The organism is Paludibaculum fermentans, from assembly GCF_051172195.1.
GTDB classification, from domain to species: Bacteria; Acidobacteriota; Terriglobia; order Bryobacterales; family Bryobacteraceae; genus Paludibaculum; species Paludibaculum fermentans_A.
In genome coordinates this window covers 2,893,668-2,912,683 of record NZ_JBPJAQ010000001.1, presented here as the reverse complement: position 1 = coordinate 2,912,683, position 19,016 = coordinate 2,893,668, and the positions used below count along the sequence as shown (strand labels likewise).

The window sequence follows — 19,016 nt, the reverse complement described above, 5'->3', positions numbered from 1 at the left end:
GACTAGACGACGCGGGCTTTGCGTTTTTTGTGGCGATTCAACAAAGCCGCGCCGGAGATGCCGATGAGGACCGGCAGGAAGGGTGCCCCATGAAGAACGAGCGCAAAGAAGGCGATGCAGGCCGCCATATTGAACCAGAGCCAATTCATTCGGTGCCTCCAGTAGATTAGTGAAATATCTTCACGGCCAGCATGAGTGCGGCGGCCATGAGAACGAGCCAGGAGGCGGGGCGGTCAAGGGGTTTAGTCCAAGCCGGCTTCTGGGTGCCTTCGCGGATGAGGCGGCGGATCTCCTGGAGTTGTTTGCGCGCCATGGCGACCTGGTAGCCATCCTCGGCGAGTTGTAGCGCGCGGGAGGTTTCCTCTTCGGCCCGGGGCAGCGCCCGCAGCCGGTAGAGCAGTTCGGCGAATTTATACTGAGCCCAGAAATAGTCCGGCGCCATGGCGCGGGCTTCTTCGAAGGCGTCCATGGAGCGATATGCGTCGTAGTTGACGGCATGCGCCATGCCGAGACAGGTGCGGAGGTCGGGCGACTCGGGGTAAGCGACGCAGGCCTCTTCCAGCCGTTTGATGATGGCCTTGATCTCTTCGGCGGGCACCGTATGAGGGTCACGCCAGAGTTTAGGCATCAAGGCGGGCAAGGGGGCGGGCGCCAGTGGCGCCCGCTCATTGCTCAAGGGAATTACCGAGGTATCCATTCTAATGTGCACTCGCTTTGAGCTCGAACTCCGGATAACCCACGGCACCGACTTCCGGGAGGTCGAGGCCTTCCACTTCGGCCTTGGCGGAGACGCGCTGGCCGACGACGACCTCGATGACCAGGTTGGCGACGAAAGCGACAGTGAAGACCACACCCAACAGGGCGGAGACTCCCATCAACTGCGCGACCAACTGGCCGGGGTCACCGTAGAACAGGCCCGTCACTGAGCCGGCGACACCGTTCCAGGAGCCGCCATAGTTTGACTTGCCGTCGGCGAACAAGCCGACCGAGATGACGCCCCAGAGGCCGTTGGCGCCGTGGACGGAAATTGCGCCCACGGGGTCGTCGATCTTCATCACCCGTTCGACGAATTCGACCGAGAGACAAACCAGGACACCGCCGATGAGCCCGATGATCACGCTGCAGACGGGGTTCACAAAGCCGGAGGGCGCCGTGATGGCGACCAGGCCGGCCAGCAGGCCATTGCCGGACATCGACGAATCCGGTTTGCCGTAGCGGAGCCACATATAGAACATGGCGCCGAAGGAGCCGGCCATACCGGCCAGCATGGTATTCACGGCGACACTGCTGATGCGCAGGTTGCCACTGCCGGAGGCGCCGAGGGTGGATCCGGGGTTGAAGCCGAACCAGCCGAACGCGAGAATGAAGCAGCCGGTGAGGACCAGCACGATGTCGTGGCCGGGCATGGCGTGCGGACGTCCTTCCCGATCGAATTTGCCGATGCGGGGCCCGACGATGATGGCGAGGACGAGAGCGGTGAGGCCGCCGACAGAGTGGACGACGCCGGAGCCAGCGAAGTCAGCATATCCCTTGCCCAGTCCGAAGTTGGTGCCGAGAGTGGCCAGCCAGCCGCCGCCCCAAGCCCAATTCGCAAACACGGGATAGATGAAGGCGCCCAGAACAAACGAGGAAACCAGGAACGCGACGTACTTCCAGCGTTCCGCTGCCGAACCGGTGACGATGGTCAGAGCCGTGTCCATGAAGACCATCTGGAAGAGGAAGATCACCATCACAGCGACGTCGTAGCTGCCGTTGTGCATCAGGAAGAAGCCATTCTGACCGAAGAGGCCGAAGCTCTTGCCAAAGAGGGTGATGCTGAACTCGGAGTTGAGTACTGGGGTACCGCCCAGGTTCCCGACGGCGCCGACACCGCCCATTTGTAAAGCAAAGCCGATCAGCCAGTAGGCCAGCATGCCAACACCGTAGACCATGAAGTTCATCATCATGGTGTGGTTGGCATTCTTGGCCCGGCAGAGGCCGGTTTCCACCACTGCGAAGCCTGCCTGCATGAACATGACCATGAAGCCGGCGATCAGAGTCCAGACGAAGTTGATACCGATCTTATTCTGGCCAACCTGATTGACCAGATCGGAAATGGTGAGGCCTTTCTTAGCGTCGGAGACAGCCACGTCAGCCACGGTGCCGGTGGAGTTGCCGTCGGGATCTCCCTTGGCACGGAGTTCAGCCTTGGGCGCTTCCACTCCCTTCAGGTCGGCATCGGTAATGGGGACAGCGGCTGGGGCGGCCGCTGCGGGAGGGGCAGCGGCGGGAGCAGCCGGAGTCTGCGCTCCGGCAGTCAGGGCAACGAGTAGCGTTGCGGTGAGGATGAGCAGGCTTCTCTTCATTCCGCAGTTACCTCTTCCAGATCGCATTCTTTACGTAAGCTTGGTTGATGATGCCGATAATGCCGACCAAGCTGATGGCAATGCCGGCGAGGACCATGCCCATTCTGGCGCCCGTCGAGGATGCCATTGAGAGACTCAGTAGGCTCAGCACGAAGCCGGCCACGGTAATCAGAAGACCAACGTAGACCATGTGGAAATCCTTTAAGTCCTTTCCGCCGACCGGCTAGCCTTCGAGATGTTCGAGAGGTTTGGCTTTGAGGAAGACTGCGACCGAGGCGCCAAGCAGCACCAGACCGATCAGCATGAACAGGACGCTGCCACCGCTAAAGAGGCCAGCGCCAATGAAGACAAAGGCGACAAGGAAGAGCAGGAACGCGAGCGCCTGGGTTGGGTTGGCACCCATGAGAGACCTCCATGTACAACTGGGATTTGGCGAAGGTGACGGGAGACCCGGCTGTGGGGTCAACAAGCGCTACCTGGCTTGTGCTGGGCGAACGGACCAGCTTGGTTTCTCAGTTTAGGTAAGGTGAAGTTCCGGCGCCAATCAATAATTTTGATTGGTTTGATCGTATCGAAGGACGACTGAACGATAGCTATCGTATTGACAGATCAAGGGGCTACGCGTTCGAGCCCAAGTTCGCCTGCCTTGGATTGCATGGCCTGGATGCAGAACTCAATGTGCACGTCGAGATCCACTTTTAGCCCCTCGGCCCCGTTGACAATGTCGTCACGATTGACGGCGCGAGCGAAGGCCTTATCCTTCATCTTCTTGCGGACACCCTTCACTTCGACGTCAAGAATGGAGCGAGTGGGTTTGACGTAGGAGATTGCGGTGAGAAACCCGGCCAACTCGTCGCAGGCGAAGAGGGTCTTTTCGAGGAGGGACTCGCGTGGGACACCCGTGAAGTCGGCATGGGAAAGGATTGCGCGACGGATCTCGTCGCTGACTCCACGTTCCTTGAGGATGGGCTCCCCTTTGACGGGGTGGTCTGGCAGTTGGGGGTGGATCTCCCAGTCGAAGTCGTGCAGCAGGGCGGTGACGGACCAAGTTTCGGGATCGACGGCATGGCCCTCGGCTGCGAACTTGTGGGCGTATGCGAGTACGCAGGCTTCGACGGCGAGGGAGTGGCGGCGCAGGGCGTCGTTCTGAATGAACTCGCAAACGATGGACCAAGCTTGATCGCGATTCATGAGATGTTGAGTCCATAGTAGCGAACAGCCGTAGGGCGATGTTATATTGGGGAAGTCGAGTCTGTGGGCCTGTGGCGCAGTTGGGAGCGCGCTTCCATGGCATGGAAGAGGTCGTGAGTTCGAATCTCACCAGGTCCACCAATCCTATCCCACAACCCGCTAGGTACTCCCATGTGTGGGCGTAACCTCTTCCACGGTCACCCTCCACAAGGTTCAAACACGATCCAAGAGGTTATTTTCCACAGTGCTCGGCGTGGTATGGATTGAACCGCGTTTCGTCCCCGCCCAATCTTATTGATTACATAACCAGTTGGTGTGCGTGGTAGCGATGGTAAGCGTTTTGATACCCGTATGCCGTGGCTGATTACGCCTTCTCTTGCGGGTTGACCTGGTTGAATATCGGTGTTATTCAGGCGTCCCAAAATGTGCGGAACATTGTCGGCGCACGGTCTTTTACCACATACAGCGAAGGGGTATGTTCGAGCAGGTCACGCCTCTCTGCAAACCACCCGCCAGCGCGCCAAGATACTCTCAATCGGCGAGCTCGATACCGGGGATTGATCCCTCCACTACCGGTTGCGCTTCGGTCTTTCGGACAACTTCCGTGCCGCAACTTCCAGGGACCGCGACTGTTCGCGCTCGCCTTCCGCTTCCAGCAGTGCACGGCGTCGGAGGGCAAACTCTTCGTACTCGGCTTCCGCGCAGGTGTCAGCCGCGGTTTTGCTCACGCCCCCTTGGTCACCCAGGATCGCCCGCTCATTGAATAGGAGGAACTCGTTGAGCTTCGTCTCCCAGTCCTTCAGGAAGACGTGCTTGCGGCGGCGCGCCTGGTCCTCAGCAAAATCCAGCCACATCGTTACGATGCGGTTCAGTTCCCCTATCTCCTCCTGGCTCAGATAGTTCTTGACCACCGTGACGTCCGCTTTGCGCACCACCCCCCCTTTCCAGGCGGTCAAGCCCATGTTGGGTTTGGAATGGTGGCGCGGCCGGCGATCAGTTCCGGCGCAGTCTTGCCGGTCGCGGCAAAATGTAGCCGGTTCTGAATGATCTGGAAAAACTCCGTGGTCTCTTTGCGTCCGGGGTCGTAGTCGCCGGCCAGCCTGAAGATCTCACGCACGCGCAAGTACAAACGTTTCTCGCTGGCGCGTATGTCGCGGATACGCTCCAGGAGCTCGTCGAAATGATCGGGAACGCCGGAGCCGTCGACCGGCTGGTTCTTCAGCCGCTGGTCGTCCATGGTGAATCCCTTCACCAGGTACTCGCTCAGGCGCTCCGTCGCCCAGCGGCGGAATTGTGTCCCGCGCGCCGACCGCACCCGGTAACCGACGGCCAGGATGGTATCTAGATTGTAGTGCTCGATTTCCCGTTCGACTTCGCGCGTCCCTTCCCTGCGAACCATCCGGAATTTCCGGATAGTTGACTGCGCTTCGATCTCCCCTTCGGCGTAGAGGTTCTGGAGATGCTCGTTGACCGTACGGACACCCTTCTGGAACAACTCGGCGATCAGTGACTGGCTCAGCCAAAGCGTCTCGTCGACAAACCGGCACTCGACCCGCGTCCGGCCGTCTTCGGTCTGGTACAGAACGATCTCGCCGGCTGGCGATGCGGGCTCACCGGCTGAGGGCGGCGGCTTCTTTGGCATTCGGAAGCATTGTACCGTCGCTCGGCCGGACACATCCGCGGCATGCGGGACCAAGGGGTGCCATCGGCACCTTCCGAAATATAGGGAAATCCTCTTTGTTCGTACTGCACAAGGAATCGGTAAGTCGGATTCGACCGCGCGTGCGCGAAGACGGTTAGCGTTTGCGCGTCACGATCCATAGCGCGACCGATTCACTGCCCCGTACTACGTCTTCAGTGAGGAATACGTGGGCGACAGCGCCTTCCACGCTCCGAGTGCAGAAGTCGATACCCCTGACCGGCCCCTCGACGAGGATTCTGGACAGTGTGAACCTGGCGTTCCCGCAGGTTGCATCCGAGGCATTCGGGGTGGAGAAGACCGCCCCGTTCACGGCAACCAGATAGAGGCTGCCCTGCTCCCCGGTCAATTGAAGGTCGATACCGGTTTCGATTGACCCGGCGTGGATGCCTGCTGGCACAGGACACGTCATTTTGGCTGCCGTGTCGATATCCACTCCACATTGCCGGTTCAATCGAACCGAACCTCGGTAGTCCCCTAATTCCGCGCGGAGATCCGGAGGGTGCTCGGGGGTCCCGATGGGAGAACAGTGAACCCCTGGCGCGTCGCAACCGGCAAATTCCATGACGCGGGCGCCCAGGTCCAAAACAGTGTGCGCCTCCACCTGAAGCCCCGTCAGCTCCAACCGTCGAAAACCGGGCGCGTGTGCGATTAACCGGTAAGCCGCCGGCTCCAACTCAGGGGTGCGGAGCGCTCCGGTGGAATCAGCCTCTCCGTGGTAGACCTGCGTCCCATCCCGCGACTGGAGCACGGAGGCTGACGCGACGATGGCTGCCCCTGCTACGTCAGTGAACCGGACCTGGATCGAGGGCACCGATTGGGCAAAGACGCTGAACGGGACAAGGAGAAACGCGGCGGAGCGGATCATAGTTCGATTGTGTTCCTCACTGGCCCGATTCGCGTTTCTGCAGGACCAGGCTGAACTCCACCTGGTCCGAGCCTGCCGGCAGCGGCACCGGCCCGGCCTCGGCGGTGTCCACCTCGTATCCATAGGGTCGTGCCTTTCGGAAATTGTAGGTTTCCATGGCGCTGAGGGTGTAGTCCACACCATTCAACAGGGTTAGGGTTGCGACCCCGGATTCATCGGTCCGGCCGGCCGCCGATATCTCCTGACGCACCTGAGCGTAAACCCTGGTATTCACGGCAAGCCGTCCATCCGGCCACAACACTCTGAGCTTCACATAGCGCAGCTTAGCGGCGGGCCCCAGAGGGAGCCGAAGGCCTGACTTCTGCTCGTTCAGTGCGAGATGGATGATGCCCGCTTCTGACGCGCTGGCGACTCCCGGCCAATAGGCAGGCGTGATCCGTTCCCCGGCACTCGGGGCCGATTCGAGATGAACTCCAAGATGGTAGTCGCCGGGGGGCACGGTGGGAAAGAAGAACTCGCCCTGGTCGTTCGTGCGGGTAGAGCGCAGTGGGAGGGGGCGATTCAGGGCCTCGGCGGAGGCATAGCGGTACTCCACGGAGACATCGGGCGCGGGGCTCCCATCCGGTTTCGTCACCACGCCTGTGAATGAGCCTTGGGAGAACATACCGATATTCACAAAGCCGCATCCACGGTCAGGTACGTTGACTTCGTACTCAGGCGATGCCGGGAAGTAGCCTGGTGCGGAAGCAGTCAATTCGTAGGTACCCGGCGCCACGCCGGAGATCTCGAAGCGCCCGTCCGCCCCGGCCGTCACCGTCTGTTCCTGTCCGGCACCCGTGAGGTGGAGGAAGGTCCCGGGCAATCCAGGCAACCGGTCTTCCCAGCGCTGTTCATCGGCGTGGATTCGAACAGAGCCGTACACAGAGGGCTGGACGTGGCCGGACCGATATTTGCGGAGGAACTTCAGATCTTCCGTAGCATACTCGGCCAGTTTGGTCCCGGTGCACTGGCCGGCGGAGACGATGGGCGCGGTGAGTGGGACTCCGCGGGCGCCGCCCAAGGCTCCATGGGCCTTCGCGGCATCGCCGGCCAGGCCGTTCAATGGACTTTGGCGCCCCACAATGAGGTAGAGGCGACCCAGCTCAAAGGACCTGCGGCACGAGCTGAAGCTATCAGGATCCACGATGAGTTCGCGCACCTCCGGCCCGATTCCCTTGAAGGCTTCGTCCACACCGAAGCGGTACCAATAGGGACCGCCGCCTGCATCCTTCGTTTCATTTGTCGCCAGCACGCGGCCCAGGAAGGCGTACTGGATGCCGTCGATCCGCTGGCAGGCTGGGGTGGGGGCGGCGCAGGAGCAGGCGAGTGCGGGGGGCAGAACCGATAGCAGGAGAATCGCCAGGCGCGCAATCATCGACGATCAGACGCGTTTACCCTGCGGTTTCGTTCCAAATTCCTGGTTGGGATTTAGCAAATCCGGGGCAATTGTTCACCCAGGGGGAGTGGAATCGCCCGGATGGCGCCGAGAGCCGTGCGGGCGGCCACCAAGCCAGGGCGGGCCGCAGTCACTTCTCCGACGATCGCCGCCTGCCGGCCTAGCGGATGAGCCTGCATGCGAGTGAGGACTTCCGCCGCCCGGCCGCCCTCCACGATCGCCACCAACTTTCCTTCGTTGGCCACTTGGAGCGGATCGAGACCGAGCAACTCGCACGCCGCCTGCACCTGGCGGTCGACGGGGATGGCCGTCTCCTCCAGCATGACGCCGACGCGCGACGCGCGGGCGATTTCGTTCAAAGTAGCGGCCAGTCCTCCGCGCGTGGGATCGCGCATTGCATGGACGGCGCCTTCCACCTGCAGCATGGCCGCGGTCAAGCCGTGCAGGGCGGCGCAATCGCTACGGATGGCGGTCTCGAACTGCAGTCCCGAGCGCACGCTCATGACAGCGACTCCGTGATCGCCGAGAGTTCCGCTGACGATCACCTTGTCGCCCGGACGGGCGCAGGCGGGCCCCAAGACCAAGCCTGGCGGGACGACGCCCACCCCGGCCGTATTGATGAAGATCCCATCGCCATGGCCTTTCTCCACCACCTTCGTGTCGCCGGCGACAATCTGGACGTCCGCCGATCGCGCGGCGGCGGCCATGCGTTCAATTACCTCGGCGAGCAGTGAAAGTTCCAGTCCTTCTTCCAGGATGAAGCCGGCGGTGAGGTACAACGGGCGTGCTCCGCACATGGCCAGATCGTTCACCGTCCCGTTGACGGCGAGTTCGCCGATGCTGCCGCCCGGGAACAACAGCGGCCGGACGACAAAGGAATCCGTCGTGAGCGCCACGCGGCCGGCCGGTAGCTCGACAACGCTCGCATCGCCCAGGGTTTCCAGTGCGGGGTTTCGAAACGCGGGCAGGAACAGATTCTCGATGAGCTCTTCAGAGAGTTTGCCGCCGCCGCCATGACCGAGGACGATGCGCGGATAGTTCCTGAGCGGGAGGGGACAAGACCAAGCTTCGAAGTGCAGTGTATCCGCCATGCGGGCGCCCTAACGGGACGCCAGGGCCTCATCGTCGAGGAAGCGTCCATAGTGATAGTACGCCGCGCAGGCGCCTTCGGTGGACACCATGGTGGCGCCGAGCGGAGTGCGCGGCGTGCATTCGCGTCCGAAGGCGGGACACTGGTGCGGCCTGATGGCCCCCTGGAGCACCGCCCCGGCCTGGCAGAGCGGCGATTCCAGCGCCTGGATGCCGGAGACGGGAAAGCGCTCTTCGGCATCGAAGGCACGGTAGGGAGGAGACAGCCGCCAGCCGCTGCGAGGGATCATACCGATGCCGCGCCACGTGCGGTCGGTCACTTCGAAGACTTCGTCGAGCATCCTGCGCGCGGCGGCGTTGCCTTCCAGGGTGACTGCGCGCTCGTAGGCATTCTCCACGCGCGCCTCGCCCGCTTCCAGTTGGGCGACCGCCCTGCGGATGCCTTCCAGAATGTCGAGCGGCTCAAAGCCCGTGGCCACGATGGGGACGCGATAGCGCCGGGCCAGCGGCAGATACTGCTGGAGGCCCATGACGCTGCAGACATGGCCCGCGGCCAGGAAGGCCTGCACGCGGCATTGCGGTGCGCCCAGAATCGCCTCGATCGCCGGCGGCACCAGAACCTGGGAGACGAGCAGGGAGAAGTTCTCCAAACCCTGGCGCTTGGCCAGATGCACGGCCATGGCATTGGCCGGCGCCGTGGTTTCAAAGCCGATGCCGAAGAAGACGACCTGACGCCCCGGATTCTGACGGGCCAGGGTGACGGCATCCAGCGGCGAATAGACCACCCGCACGTCCCCGCCCTCGCTCTTCACCTGGAAGAGGTCACGCAGGCTGCCCGGAACGCGCAGCATGTCGCCGAAGGAGCAGAAGATGACTTCGGGGCGAGCGGCGATGGCCAGGGCCTTGTCGATGACTTCGAGAGGTGTGACGCAGACCGGGCAACCGGGACCATGAATGAGTTCCACTTCCGCCGGCAGCATCTGGTCGATGCCATTGCGGATGATGGAGTGCGTCTGCCCGCCGCAGACTTCCATGATGGCCCAGCGGCGAGTAGCGATATGCCGGATCTCGCCCGCGATGCGGCGGGCCGCTTCAGCATCCCGGAATTCGTTCAGGTACTTCATGGGCGGACACGCACCACTCCCCCTGATTGTTACCTGAATCCGGACTGAGAGGAAGGGGCGGGAACCCCGAGGCGCGGGCCTACCAGTCAACCGCAGCGGCCTGGACAACGAGCGAGCGGAGTAGGTCCTCCCCAGCCTGTGAAGGCCTGGCCTTGAAGGTGCGGCGCGCAATGGATTCGCCCAGGACGAGGGGCGTCGCGCACACATCCAGTTGGATCTCTTCTTTCGCCTTGCATTGAGCGGGACGGCGGGATTGGTCAGTTCCGGACCGGCCGGGAGGATTGCCGCTGTATGTAGCGGAGCCCTGGTCTGTCGCCATGCCGGGCACAGCGGACCGCAGGATGCTCCCGAGGCCGGGGCGGTCTTTCCGTTTCAGGGTCATTGCCAAGGCGACACTGCAGCCCATCTCGCGGGCTTCCGGGATGCCGGGCGCGAGCACCGCACTGATGCCGCGAGCAGCCAGCTCGGCCTGGAGCATCTGCCGGAGCGGTTCGACGGCGGCGTCATCCGCTGCCTGCGAGGCGGCCGGCAGAATGGCCACGCATGCCTGATTCGGAGTTTGGGCGGAAGCCGCGAGGCTCAGCACAGCCAGCGCCAGGGTCCTCAATATCGGTCTGATCACAGGAATCTTCTCCGGTGCAGGTACGCACCAGTCCCAGCCGGCCACCCACGGCCGGTATGAATGAAATATCGCCGGCGGCCTTGCCCGGCCGCCGGCAGTCAGGTGTGAGCGATGGTCTACTTATACATGCGCGGATTGGACAGGAAACAGATCAGGGGAGCGAAAAAATTCCCTGGCACATTATTCGGGGGTTGGATTAGCGAGGAGAACGAAGTTCTGGTCCTGATAGAGTTCGCTCCAGCCGAGCGAACGCAACTGGGTGAGGATTGGCGCCTTGCGGTCGAGCAGCGCATGCGTAAACCGATACTTCTTCAGCGTTTCGGGCCAGGTGGACTCGGCCCGCCAGAAGCGGATGCCCTCGCGGCACAGATCGGGCCCGAAGTAGTCGATGCGACTGTCGAGGTACACTTTGCGGCGACCGGAGTAGACATACATCAGGAGTCCGGCCTGTAAATCAGTGGTGTAGATGCGAGCCGACAGGGGCAGGCGATCCACTGAGGGGAGCGCCTCAGTAGCATAGACGGGTGGTTGAAACGACGCCTGGCGGCGGGTGGAGGGCAGGCCGGCCCAATAGACGAGGAAGAGAGCGGCCAGCGGCAGCAAGGCTGCGCCGTTCAGGAGAGGTTCCAAGGCGGTAACGGCCTGCAACGAGGGCCAGGGGGCAGCGTTCCGGCGGTTGCGCCACCAATCAGAAAGAGCCGCATTGAAGTAGGGCAGCGAGCCCAGGGCCATCAGCGGGATGCCCCGGTTGGTCTGGAGGCCCATGGCCAGAAACAAGGCCGCGAGCGCGGCGCGGTCCCAGCGGCGTTGCACCAGGGACCACAGAAAGCCCACAGCGCTCAGAATGGCAGTCAGGGCAAAGAGGAACATGCCCGGCCGGAAGAGGTCGGGCCGCTCGTACTCCGAAACGATGGGGGTTGAACCGACCGTGGCCAGAAACGCAACTACGTGGCTATGCACAGCGAACCCGTAAGGATTGAGGAACGAGCCGGCCAGTGCCGCGCCGGCAGCATAGAGGAGAAGACGAATGCGAGCCCCGACGCCAGGGGCAGCCTGCGCAGGGAGGATCCAGCGTTGCGCCGCCAGAGCGGCGGCCACGACCACCGGGATGAGGAAAGCCAGGAAGAAGCTCGCGTGGATGTTCGTCCACAAGGCAGTGCCCAACGCCAGGACAACAAAATGGCGGACCCGGAAGGGCGGACGGGCGCTTTCCACGAAGATCAGGAGCAGCAGCACGAAGATCCAACTGATCAGGTGGGGGCGGGCCAGCCAGTGTACGCGGGTACACAGCACGAGCAGGGCAGCCAGGGGGGTAGCCACCAGGATGCTGCCACCCAACCGGCGCTGAAAGTGCATCCAGAGCCAGGCCCCGCAGGCGATGACGCCAATGGAGACCGCGGCAATGCCCGGCAGGCCGGCCGCCTGATGTACGAAGGACATCCCGATCTCGGCCAACCACTCCCAGGCGTACCAGGGGTGCCCCACCTGCACGAACGAGAACCAATCGTCCCGGGGGACGGCGGAGTTCAGGCGGATCCAGTCTCCGGCGCGGATATGCCACCCGGCATCCGCATCGCTAAAGAAGAGCCGGGCAGCCGAGGTGATCACGGTGCAATAGAGGACCAGGGCCAGAGCCGCCATAGTGCGGAAATCGGGCACCAGCCACTTGAGCCAGCCGATCTGGTCTGCTTCATTCCCGGATTCACCAGCCGCCGCTCCGAGTGCTTCGGATGGCATCTTCGAGACAGGCTGTAGGCGGCTGGACTTGGGCATGGGAGACCGCTAACAAAAATAGCAAAGGCCGCCGGCCCGGCAGTGGGCAGGCGGCCTTTGCTCAAGCATCGAAGGGTTTAGCGGTACATGCGTTTCCGCAGGAAGGCCAGGCCAGCCAGCCCGCCTACGAGCATGAGCGCGGAACCAGGCTCCGGCACCGTGCTTCCCACCGTGTTCTGCAATACCAGGGAACTGGGCAGATTCACTATGCTGCCTGATTTCAGGCCGTCGATCGTCATGCGGATGGCGACCACGCCTTCCGCGCTTACGTAAGGAACAGAGGCGGCGAATACGCAACTCGTGCAAGGCGTGACATTGAAGTTACCGGGGCCGATCGTTGAAGAGACAATTGGTTGAACTGAGTTCTGGGCGGAGAAGCTGCCGGTGAACTCCTGCGTGCTGGTTCCGTCGACAGCCAACTCGTTCAGCGGAATATAAGAGAAACTCCAAAACTCCGCGGCGAGCGTGATGGGACCGCAGTCATCCCCGGTCGAGGTGCAGGTTACCACCGCATTGGTGATGCGGAAGGTATCGCCAGTGAAAACCGCGTCGAAGAGCACGGTGCCCCAACCATCGATGACCGCATCCAGCGAGCGTGTATTCGTGTCGACATAGGATGCGTATTTGACCTGATTGGCCGCATTGGCCCAAGCGTTGATGTAAGGGGTGCTATCGCTGGCGGTAAAGGCGGCGCCCGCCGCCGGTCCGACGACAACCATTCCGATGAGTGTCAACAGAAGGCAGCCGTACAGGGCCGCAACTTTCCGATTGAGCACAGGTTTCCTGTTCATTGAATCTCCTCCAGACGTACTGCTCAGATTGGCGTAATTTTAGCGGGCGGAGTACAACTTGGTCAACAAAATAGTTTCGCACTAAGTGGTTTGCCTTAAATCCAGGAGCAAATCCGGGTCCCGCCGGCATTGGCAGGCTTGGGCTGGAAGAAAGCACTCAGCACCGTGCGGTGCGGTCTCGCAGTTGGTCCCGCATGCTTATCTGTAAGCGGAGGGGCTCAGGAGGCTGACTCTGCCGGGCATAGGAGCCGTGCCCTGCGCTTTCTCAAAGTACACAGCTTCCACGTCTCCGAAGGACCCCAACCTGCGGACTTTCCAGCCACTCAATTCGGGCCGTTGCGAAAACCAGTGCTGCCAGAACCGCACGTTGAGATCGCCGCCGTAGATGACAAACCGGCCGGCCCGTGGCAGCAGCGTCGAAGACAAATCACGGGCGTATCGCTGCCCCTCCTCCGAAGGCTCATAAGGAAGCAGAAGGGGCCGCCCAGCCACGGGGTAGGTGGCCAGGTGCGCGTAGAGAAACCCGGGCATTTCGTAGCCGGGCCGCCAGACGGGCGCCTTGGCCTCGACAAAGGGACTGGGGCAGATGACCGGCACTTCCGGATCGTGGAGCGCCGCGATGGCCTGTGCCGCCCCTCGCCAATCCGAGCCATGGGCGGGCGCATCTGGCGACAACCGGAGAGATTGCGCCAGGGCCCAGAGACCGACCAGGAGGGCGAGCGGCCGCCAGAACGAGGAAGGCAGATATCGAGCGAGCAGGAAGGCGGTGCCGAGAAGGATTCCGGGCCAGGCCAGGGACAGGTAGCGGGGCAGGAAGACGCTATTTCCGGTCCCGACAGAGTAGGCAAACAGTGCGACCGGGTGGACGAACCACCAGCCCAGCAGCAGCACGGCGGTAGTGAGGCGGAGGGAGACCGGCTTGCGGCGCAGGATGCGGCTGAGCAGCCAGGCCGCCGGAAGAGTGCTGACGAGGAGCCCGAACTTGAGAGCGTACTGCAATTGGCGGAAACCGGGCGGGGGCTGAACGACGTGGGCCTGCGCCTCGCGAGCGAGGGCGAGGGCGCTCATGGCCACAGGCGCCAGCAGCAACCCGAGTATGCCGAACAAGCTGCAGGCGGGGATCCAGCGTACCGGAGTGTCCCGCCTCCAGAGGCGCGCAGCGGTGTAGAACGCGAAGACCAGATAGAAGGGCCAATAGACGAGATGGGTCCGCCAGAGCAAGGCGGCCGAGCCCAGGAACAGTGCGGCATCCAGCCAGGCGGCGCGATCGAGCCAGCGGATCAACGACCACACGCTCAGCGACGCGACGCACAGCCCGAAGGCGTAGGGCCGTGCGTCGGTAGCAGCGTCGCTGAACCCGCGCAGAAGGAAGCTGCTGAGGACAATCAGCCAGCCGCAGTCGGGGTGGATCAACCGCATGCCGATGCGGGCGCAGAAGAAGAGGGCCACCGCCATCGCCAGGACCGAGGGCAGCCGGTAGCCGGCCTCGGAGAAACCCGCTTCCGACTGCACGGCGGCGGGCAGCGCGTAGTAGATGGACTGCGGCACCTGCGGCGCAATCGACAAGGAGGGATGATCGCCTCCCTGTCGCACCACAAACGCCGTCACCGTTTCATCCACCCAGAAACTGGTGTTGAGAGGAAGCAGCCAGAAGCGGGCAATACACAGCGTCAGCAGCAGGCCCAGCGGCCAGTTCAGCCAGCGCCGGCTTCCCTCCAGGGTCATTCTTCGGTCTCAGCCCACGGCAGGAACACAGGCGGCCGCATGGGCCAGCGGGACGCGGGAAAAACCGCCGCGCGCAACAGGCCCCATTTCGCCAGCCGCGCCTGCAGTGTGGTCCGGACCACTCCGAGTCCGTAAGTCACACTGCGGCGAAAGCTGATGGATGAGGCCTGCGGGAAGTAGCGTGTGGGGCAGGACACTTCCCCGATGCGCGCGCCAAGCACGATGCTCTGCGCAATCAACTGGTTGTCGAAGACGAAATCCTCGGAATTGCTCTCCAGAGGCAGGGCTTCCAGCAGCTCGCGCGTATAGGCGCGCAAGCCGGTGTGATACTCGGAGAGCTTGGCGCCGAGAACGAGGTTCTGGAACAGCGTCAACAGGCGGTTGGAGACGTATTTGTACAGCGGCATGCCACCGCGGAGAGCCTCGCCGCCGAGAATCCTGGAACCCAGCACGAGGTCATAGACCCCGTAGGCGGCCATACTGGCCAGGGCGGAAACCAGCAGGGGCGAATACTGGTAGTCCGGATGGATCATGACGACGATGTCGGCGCCCCGGCTCAATGCCAGGGCGTAGCAGGTCTTCTGATTGCCGCCATAGCCGCGATTGCGATCGTGCACAGCGACATGGAGCCCCAGTTTGCGGGCCACGTCGACGGTATCGTCCGTACTGTGGTCATCCACCAGGATCCGGTCGTCGACGATGTCCGGCAGCTCCTGCACGGTGGCCCGGAGAGTCCTGGCGGCGTTGTAGGCGGGTAGAACAACTGCAATGCGTTTCTGATTGATCATTGTTCTTCACGAACCCCGATTCGTTGGGGCATATCGGGTGGACGCGGCGCGGCTGGCCGCAGCGTACAATCCTTTGGCCACAAAGGCGTTAACTAATGTAAAGGCTGTGCGTGGAACGTAAAGGCGGCATGGGATGCGGATCCGGATACAATGGGACCGCCCTGGCGGACGCCTTTGCTCCGCAAGGGTTTACGGCCTGAATCCGGAGTACCCATGAATCGCCGAGCCTTCCTCACCACGCTGACCGCCGCAGGCTCCATGCTGCCTGTGGCCTTCGCGCAAAAATACTCATCCGATTGGACCTCGCTGAAAGCACACACCGTTCCCAATTGGTATGAAGACGCCAAATTCGGCATCTTCATCCACTGGGGACTCTATTCGGTACCGGCCTGGGCTCCGCCGTCCGGCGAACTGGGCAAGGTGGATATGAGCCGCTGGTTCTATGAGAATGCTTACGCCGAGTGGTATTTGAACTCCATTCGCCTGAAGGATTCACCCAGCTACCGGCATCACGTCGAGAAGTATGGAGCGGACTACGACTACTACCGCTTCGGCCAGGCTTTCGAGCAGCAGAACCGCTCGTGGAAACCGCAGAACTGGGCATCCCTGTTCAAGGATTGCGGCGCGCGTTATGTGGTGCTGACAACCAAGCACCATGACGGCTACACGCTGTGGCCCAGCAAAGTCCAGAACCCGAAGCGGCCGCAGGGCGGCATCAATTCACCGCGGGATCTCGTCGGCGACCTGACGAAAGCCGTGCGCGGCGCAGGTCTGCGCATGGGTCTGTACTATTCCGGAGGCCTGGACTGGACCTTCGAATCGCGGCCCATCGCCACCATGGCCGACCTGCGGACGACCGCGCCCCAGACCGAGGAGTATGCCCGCTATGCCGATGCCCACTGGCGTGAACTCATTCGGCTTTACCAGCCCTCGGTCATGTGGAACGACATCGGCTATCCGAAGCTGGGCAAGCCCGAAGCGCTCTTCGCGGACTACTACAACGCAGTGCCTGAAGGTGTGATCAACAACCGCTTCAGCGTGGAGTATGCGGACTTCACGACGCCTGAATACGCGAAATATGACAAGATCACGCCCAAGAAGTGGGAGTCCTGCCGCGGCCTCGGTTTCAGCTTTGGTTACAACCAGGTGGAAGGGCCGGAGCATGTGCTGGCTTCGGTAGCGCTGATTGAGCTGCTGGTGGATATTGTCAGCAAGAACGGCAACCTGCTGCTCAACATTGGTCCGAAGCCGGACGGCACGATCTCGGAGATCCAGTTGAACCGGCTGAACGCCCTGGGCGCATGGCTCACAACAAACGGCGAAGGTATCTTCGGAAGCCGGTCGTGGGTGCGTCCGTCAGCAAAGACCGCGGCGGGCGGCGAGGTGCGGTTCACAAAGAAGGGGGATGCACTGTATGCGTTCCTGATGGGACCGCATTCCGGTGAATCGACGATCGCGGGACTCAATCTCGCCGCCGGAACGAAGGTGCAATTGCTGGGCGGGGGGCGCGTGCCTTGGAAGAAGCAAGGCGACGGGACTTCCTTCGAACTCCCGGCCAACGTGCCGACGACCGGGCCGGCCACGCTGAGGATTACCCCGGCTCCAGCCGCCTGAACGCGAGCCCGCTGACGCATGATAAATGGTGGAGGCCTTCTCCCGAAGAGGGTCTCCCCCTGAGAGTGGAGGACCCCGACAGATGGCATTGGAGAAACTCTCCCCCGGCGCGCTGATCCAGGCGCTGGAGGAATTGGACGGTTCGTTTGCGCATCTGCCCGAGTTCCAGGCCGAGGTGCCGGGGCAGGACCGCATCCTGACGGTGCTCAGCGAGACCGCCGCCCGCCTGGGCGACAATTTTCCCTACTTCCACCCTCTCTACGCCGGCCAGATGCTGAAGCCGCCCCACCCCCTGGCGCGGGCCGCCTATGCGCTGGCTACCTGGATCAATCCCAACAACCACGCGCTGGACGGCGGGCGCGCGAGTTCTGCCATGGAAAAGGAAGCCGTGGCGGAATTGGCGGCCATGTTCGGGTGGAGCCAGCATCTGGGGCACCTCTCCAGCGGCGGCACAATGGCAAACCTGGAAGCCCTGTGGGTTGCCGGGCAGTTGCAGCCGGGCAAGACGATTGCCGCTTCCAGCCAGGCTCACTACACGCACGAGCGGATCAGCGGTGTACTGCGACTGCCGTTCGCCAAAGTGGAGGCGGACGACCATAGCCGGCTGGACTGCGCGTCGCTGGAACGACTGCTGGACCAGGGAGGAGTTGGCTGTGTAGTGGCGACCCTGGGCACCACCGGGGTGGGGGCGGTCGACCCACTGCCGCAGATCCTGAAACTTCGCGAACGCTATGGGTTTCGCCTGCACGTCGATGCGGCCTATGGAGGCTACTTCCGGCTGGCCGGCAACCTGGCCCCATCGGCTCGCGCCGCCTTTGAACTGGCGGGTGAAGCAGATTCCATCGTCATCGATCCGCACAAGCATGGATTACAGCCCTACGGTTGCGGCTGCATCCTGTTTCGCGATCCTGCCATCGGGCGGCTGTACAAGCACGAATCCCCCTACACGTATTTCTCTTCGCACGAGCTGCACCTGGGCGAGATCAGCCTGGAATGTTCGCGGCCAGGTGCGTCCGCTGTTGCGTTGTGGGCGACACAACGATTGTTGCCGCCAGTGCCCGGAGGGGCGTTCGCACAGGGACTGGAAGCATCGCGGCGCGCCGCCCTGGCTTTCTCGAGCCGATTGAAAGAAGACCCGCGTTTCGTAGTGCCCTTCGATCCTGAGCTCGATATCGTCGTTTGGGCGCCGCAAGCGGCTTCCGCATCTGAGGCTTCGGCGCTTTCGCAGAAGATCTTCGATCTGGCCGCGGAGCAGCAACTCCACCTGGCCCTGATCCACCTGCCGGCGCAGATCTTCCACATCGCCTGGCCGGAACTGAAGGCGGATCAGCCGACGATGGTCTGCCTGCGCTCCGTCCTGATGAAGCCGGAGCACGAGGAATGGCTCGACCGGATCTACGAGATCCTCGGCGCGGTCACGGATGCAGCCAGGGCCGCTTAACGCTTCATGGGCGCGGGCGCCAGACGGCTGTAGACCGTCTCGAAGTCACCTTTCGAACCGAAGGCAACCGAACTGGAACTGGAGGTGGAAGGACCGCCATCGTGGTTCGGCTTCGGGCTGGCCGCATCGCGGGGCGCCGAGACATCGCGGCTGGTTGTCGACTGCTTCGTCATGCGGCTGCCGGTTTGTGCCGGCCGGGCATCGATGCGCTCGATGTCTTCCTTCGGGATCGCCACCTGTTCGTTCTTCACGATTACGATCAGGCTGGAATCGGTCAATTCATCCATTTTTGCGAGTACCGGTTGCTTCGATGCTTTCTTGAGGATGCGCAATTCCGTCCCGCTCTTCACGGCGCGCACCTTGGTCCACGGATCGTCGGCCGCAAACACTGCCAGGGCCGTCATGAGAAGTACGAGCAATTTCGCCATAAGCTGAGGCGAATGTATCACGTCCAAAACGGAATGAGAAGAGAGGAATCCGCCCCTGAAGGGAGGGCCCGGCAGCGAAGTGC

General features: G+C 62.5%; 18 protein-coding genes, 1 tRNA gene and 1 pseudogene. 3 read left to right on the top strand and 17 right to left on the bottom strand.

Annotated features, from left to right (window positions below; all coding sequences use genetic code 11):
* Nucleotides 1–2: 2 nt before the first annotated feature.
* From ACR9Y2_RS11955 to ACR9Y2_RS11930, 6 genes are all read right to left on the bottom strand, one after another.
* Nucleotides 3–149 carry a hypothetical protein gene (locus tag ACR9Y2_RS11955; RefSeq protein WP_435041513.1) on the bottom strand — a complete coding sequence of 49 codons (147 nt, stop codon included), beginning with the start codon at nucleotides 147–149 and terminating at the stop codon, nucleotides 3–5.
* Nucleotides 150–166: 17 nt separating this feature from the next.
* The gene (locus tag ACR9Y2_RS11950) at nucleotides 167–676 is read right to left on the bottom strand and encodes a tetratricopeptide repeat protein (protein ID WP_435041512.1); all 510 of its coding nucleotides are present in this window, start codon (nucleotides 674–676) and stop codon (nucleotides 167–169) included.
* A 22-nt stretch (nucleotides 677–698) separates the two neighbouring features.
* A complete protein-coding gene (locus tag ACR9Y2_RS11945) occupies nucleotides 699–2,345 on the bottom strand; it encodes an ammonium transporter (RefSeq protein WP_435041510.1) in 1,647 nt (548 codons plus the stop codon).
* A 7-nt stretch (nucleotides 2,346–2,352) separates the two neighbouring features.
* The gene (locus ACR9Y2_RS11940; RefSeq protein ID WP_435041509.1) at nucleotides 2,353–2,535 is read right to left on the bottom strand and encodes a hypothetical protein; all 183 of its coding nucleotides are present in this window, start codon (nucleotides 2,533–2,535) and stop codon (nucleotides 2,353–2,355) included.
* A gap of 33 nt (nucleotides 2,536–2,568) precedes the next feature.
* Nucleotides 2,569–2,748 (bottom strand): hypothetical protein, encoded by a 180-nt coding sequence (locus ACR9Y2_RS11935; RefSeq protein ID WP_435041508.1) that lies wholly within the window; start codon nucleotides 2,746–2,748, stop codon nucleotides 2,569–2,571.
* Nucleotides 2,749–2,954: 206 nt separating this feature from the next.
* Nucleotides 2,955–3,536 carry an HD domain-containing protein gene (locus ACR9Y2_RS11930; protein ID WP_435041507.1) on the bottom strand — a complete coding sequence of 194 codons (582 nt, stop codon included), beginning with the start codon at nucleotides 3,534–3,536 and terminating at the stop codon, nucleotides 2,955–2,957.
* 65 nt (nucleotides 3,537–3,601) lie between these two features.
* Here ACR9Y2_RS11930 and ACR9Y2_RS11925 point away from each other — a divergent pair.
* A tRNA-Ala gene (locus tag ACR9Y2_RS11925) sits at nucleotides 3,602–3,677 on the top strand.
* Nucleotides 3,678–4,105: 428 nt separating this feature from the next.
* Here the strand turns inward: ACR9Y2_RS11925 and ACR9Y2_RS11920 are convergent.
* The 10 genes and pseudogenes from ACR9Y2_RS11920 to ACR9Y2_RS11875 all read right to left on the bottom strand — a co-directional run bounded on the left by ACR9Y2_RS11920 (nucleotide 4,106) and on the right by ACR9Y2_RS11875 (nucleotide 15,450).
* Nucleotides 4,106–5,178: pseudogene (locus ACR9Y2_RS11920) on the bottom strand (virulence RhuM family protein).
* 154 nt (nucleotides 5,179–5,332) lie between these two features.
* Nucleotides 5,333–6,103 carry a carboxypeptidase-like regulatory domain-containing protein gene (locus ACR9Y2_RS11915; RefSeq protein WP_435041506.1) on the bottom strand — a complete coding sequence of 257 codons (771 nt, stop codon included), beginning with the start codon at nucleotides 6,101–6,103 and terminating at the stop codon, nucleotides 5,333–5,335.
* 16 nt (nucleotides 6,104–6,119) lie between these two features.
* Nucleotides 6,120–7,517 (bottom strand): carboxypeptidase regulatory-like domain-containing protein, encoded by a 1,398-nt coding sequence (locus ACR9Y2_RS11910; RefSeq protein ID WP_435041505.1) that lies wholly within the window; start codon nucleotides 7,515–7,517, stop codon nucleotides 6,120–6,122.
* A gap of 53 nt (nucleotides 7,518–7,570) precedes the next feature.
* Nucleotides 7,571–8,629: a hydrogenase expression/formation protein HypE gene (gene hypE / locus ACR9Y2_RS11905; RefSeq protein ID WP_435041503.1), complete on the bottom strand. Its 1,059-nt coding sequence runs from the start codon at nucleotides 8,627–8,629 to the stop codon at nucleotides 7,571–7,573.
* A gap of 9 nt (nucleotides 8,630–8,638) precedes the next feature.
* On the bottom strand, nucleotides 8,639–9,751 hold the full coding sequence (hypD, locus tag ACR9Y2_RS11900; RefSeq protein ID WP_435041502.1) for a hydrogenase formation protein HypD: 1,113 nt from the start codon (nucleotides 9,749–9,751) through the stop codon (nucleotides 8,639–8,641).
* Nucleotides 9,752–9,830: 79 nt separating this feature from the next.
* The gene (locus ACR9Y2_RS11895; RefSeq protein ID WP_435041501.1) at nucleotides 9,831–10,373 is read right to left on the bottom strand and encodes a hypothetical protein; all 543 of its coding nucleotides are present in this window, start codon (nucleotides 10,371–10,373) and stop codon (nucleotides 9,831–9,833) included.
* Between the two features lie 180 nt (nucleotides 10,374–10,553).
* The gene (locus ACR9Y2_RS11890; RefSeq protein ID WP_435041500.1) at nucleotides 10,554–12,110 is read right to left on the bottom strand and encodes a hypothetical protein; all 1,557 of its coding nucleotides are present in this window, start codon (nucleotides 12,108–12,110) and stop codon (nucleotides 10,554–10,556) included.
* A gap of 113 nt (nucleotides 12,111–12,223) precedes the next feature.
* Entirely contained in the window at nucleotides 12,224–12,937 is a 714-nt protein-coding gene (locus ACR9Y2_RS11885) for a PEP-CTERM sorting domain-containing protein (RefSeq protein ID WP_435041499.1), read from the bottom strand.
* Nucleotides 12,938–13,135: 198 nt separating this feature from the next.
* Nucleotides 13,136–14,662, bottom strand: a complete 1,527-nt coding sequence (locus ACR9Y2_RS11880) for a hypothetical protein (RefSeq protein WP_435041498.1) — start codon at nucleotides 14,660–14,662, stop codon at nucleotides 13,136–13,138.
* Nucleotides 14,659–15,450: a glycosyltransferase family 2 protein gene (locus ACR9Y2_RS11875; RefSeq protein ID WP_435041497.1), complete on the bottom strand. Its 792-nt coding sequence runs from the start codon at nucleotides 15,448–15,450 to the stop codon at nucleotides 14,659–14,661. Before ACR9Y2_RS11875 ends, ACR9Y2_RS11880 begins: the two co-directional genes overlap by 4 nt.
* A gap of 213 nt (nucleotides 15,451–15,663) precedes the next feature.
* On the opposite strand from ACR9Y2_RS11875, the gene ACR9Y2_RS11870 reads away from it, so the two are divergent.
* Together ACR9Y2_RS11870 and ACR9Y2_RS11865 are read left to right on the top strand one after the other, a co-directional pair.
* A complete protein-coding gene (locus ACR9Y2_RS11870; protein WP_435041496.1) occupies nucleotides 15,664–17,064 on the top strand; it encodes an alpha-L-fucosidase in 1,401 nt (466 codons plus the stop codon).
* A gap of 82 nt (nucleotides 17,065–17,146) precedes the next feature.
* Nucleotides 17,147–18,505, top strand: a complete 1,359-nt coding sequence (locus ACR9Y2_RS11865; protein ID WP_435041495.1) for a pyridoxal phosphate-dependent decarboxylase family protein — start codon at nucleotides 17,147–17,149, stop codon at nucleotides 18,503–18,505.
* Here the strand turns inward: ACR9Y2_RS11865 and ACR9Y2_RS11860 are convergent.
* Complete coding sequence (locus ACR9Y2_RS11860; RefSeq protein WP_435041494.1) at nucleotides 18,502–18,933, bottom strand: hypothetical protein; 432 nt, start codon at nucleotides 18,931–18,933, stop codon at nucleotides 18,502–18,504. The genes ACR9Y2_RS11865 and ACR9Y2_RS11860 overlap by 4 nt on opposite strands.
* Nucleotides 18,934–19,016: the final 83 nt, after the last annotated feature.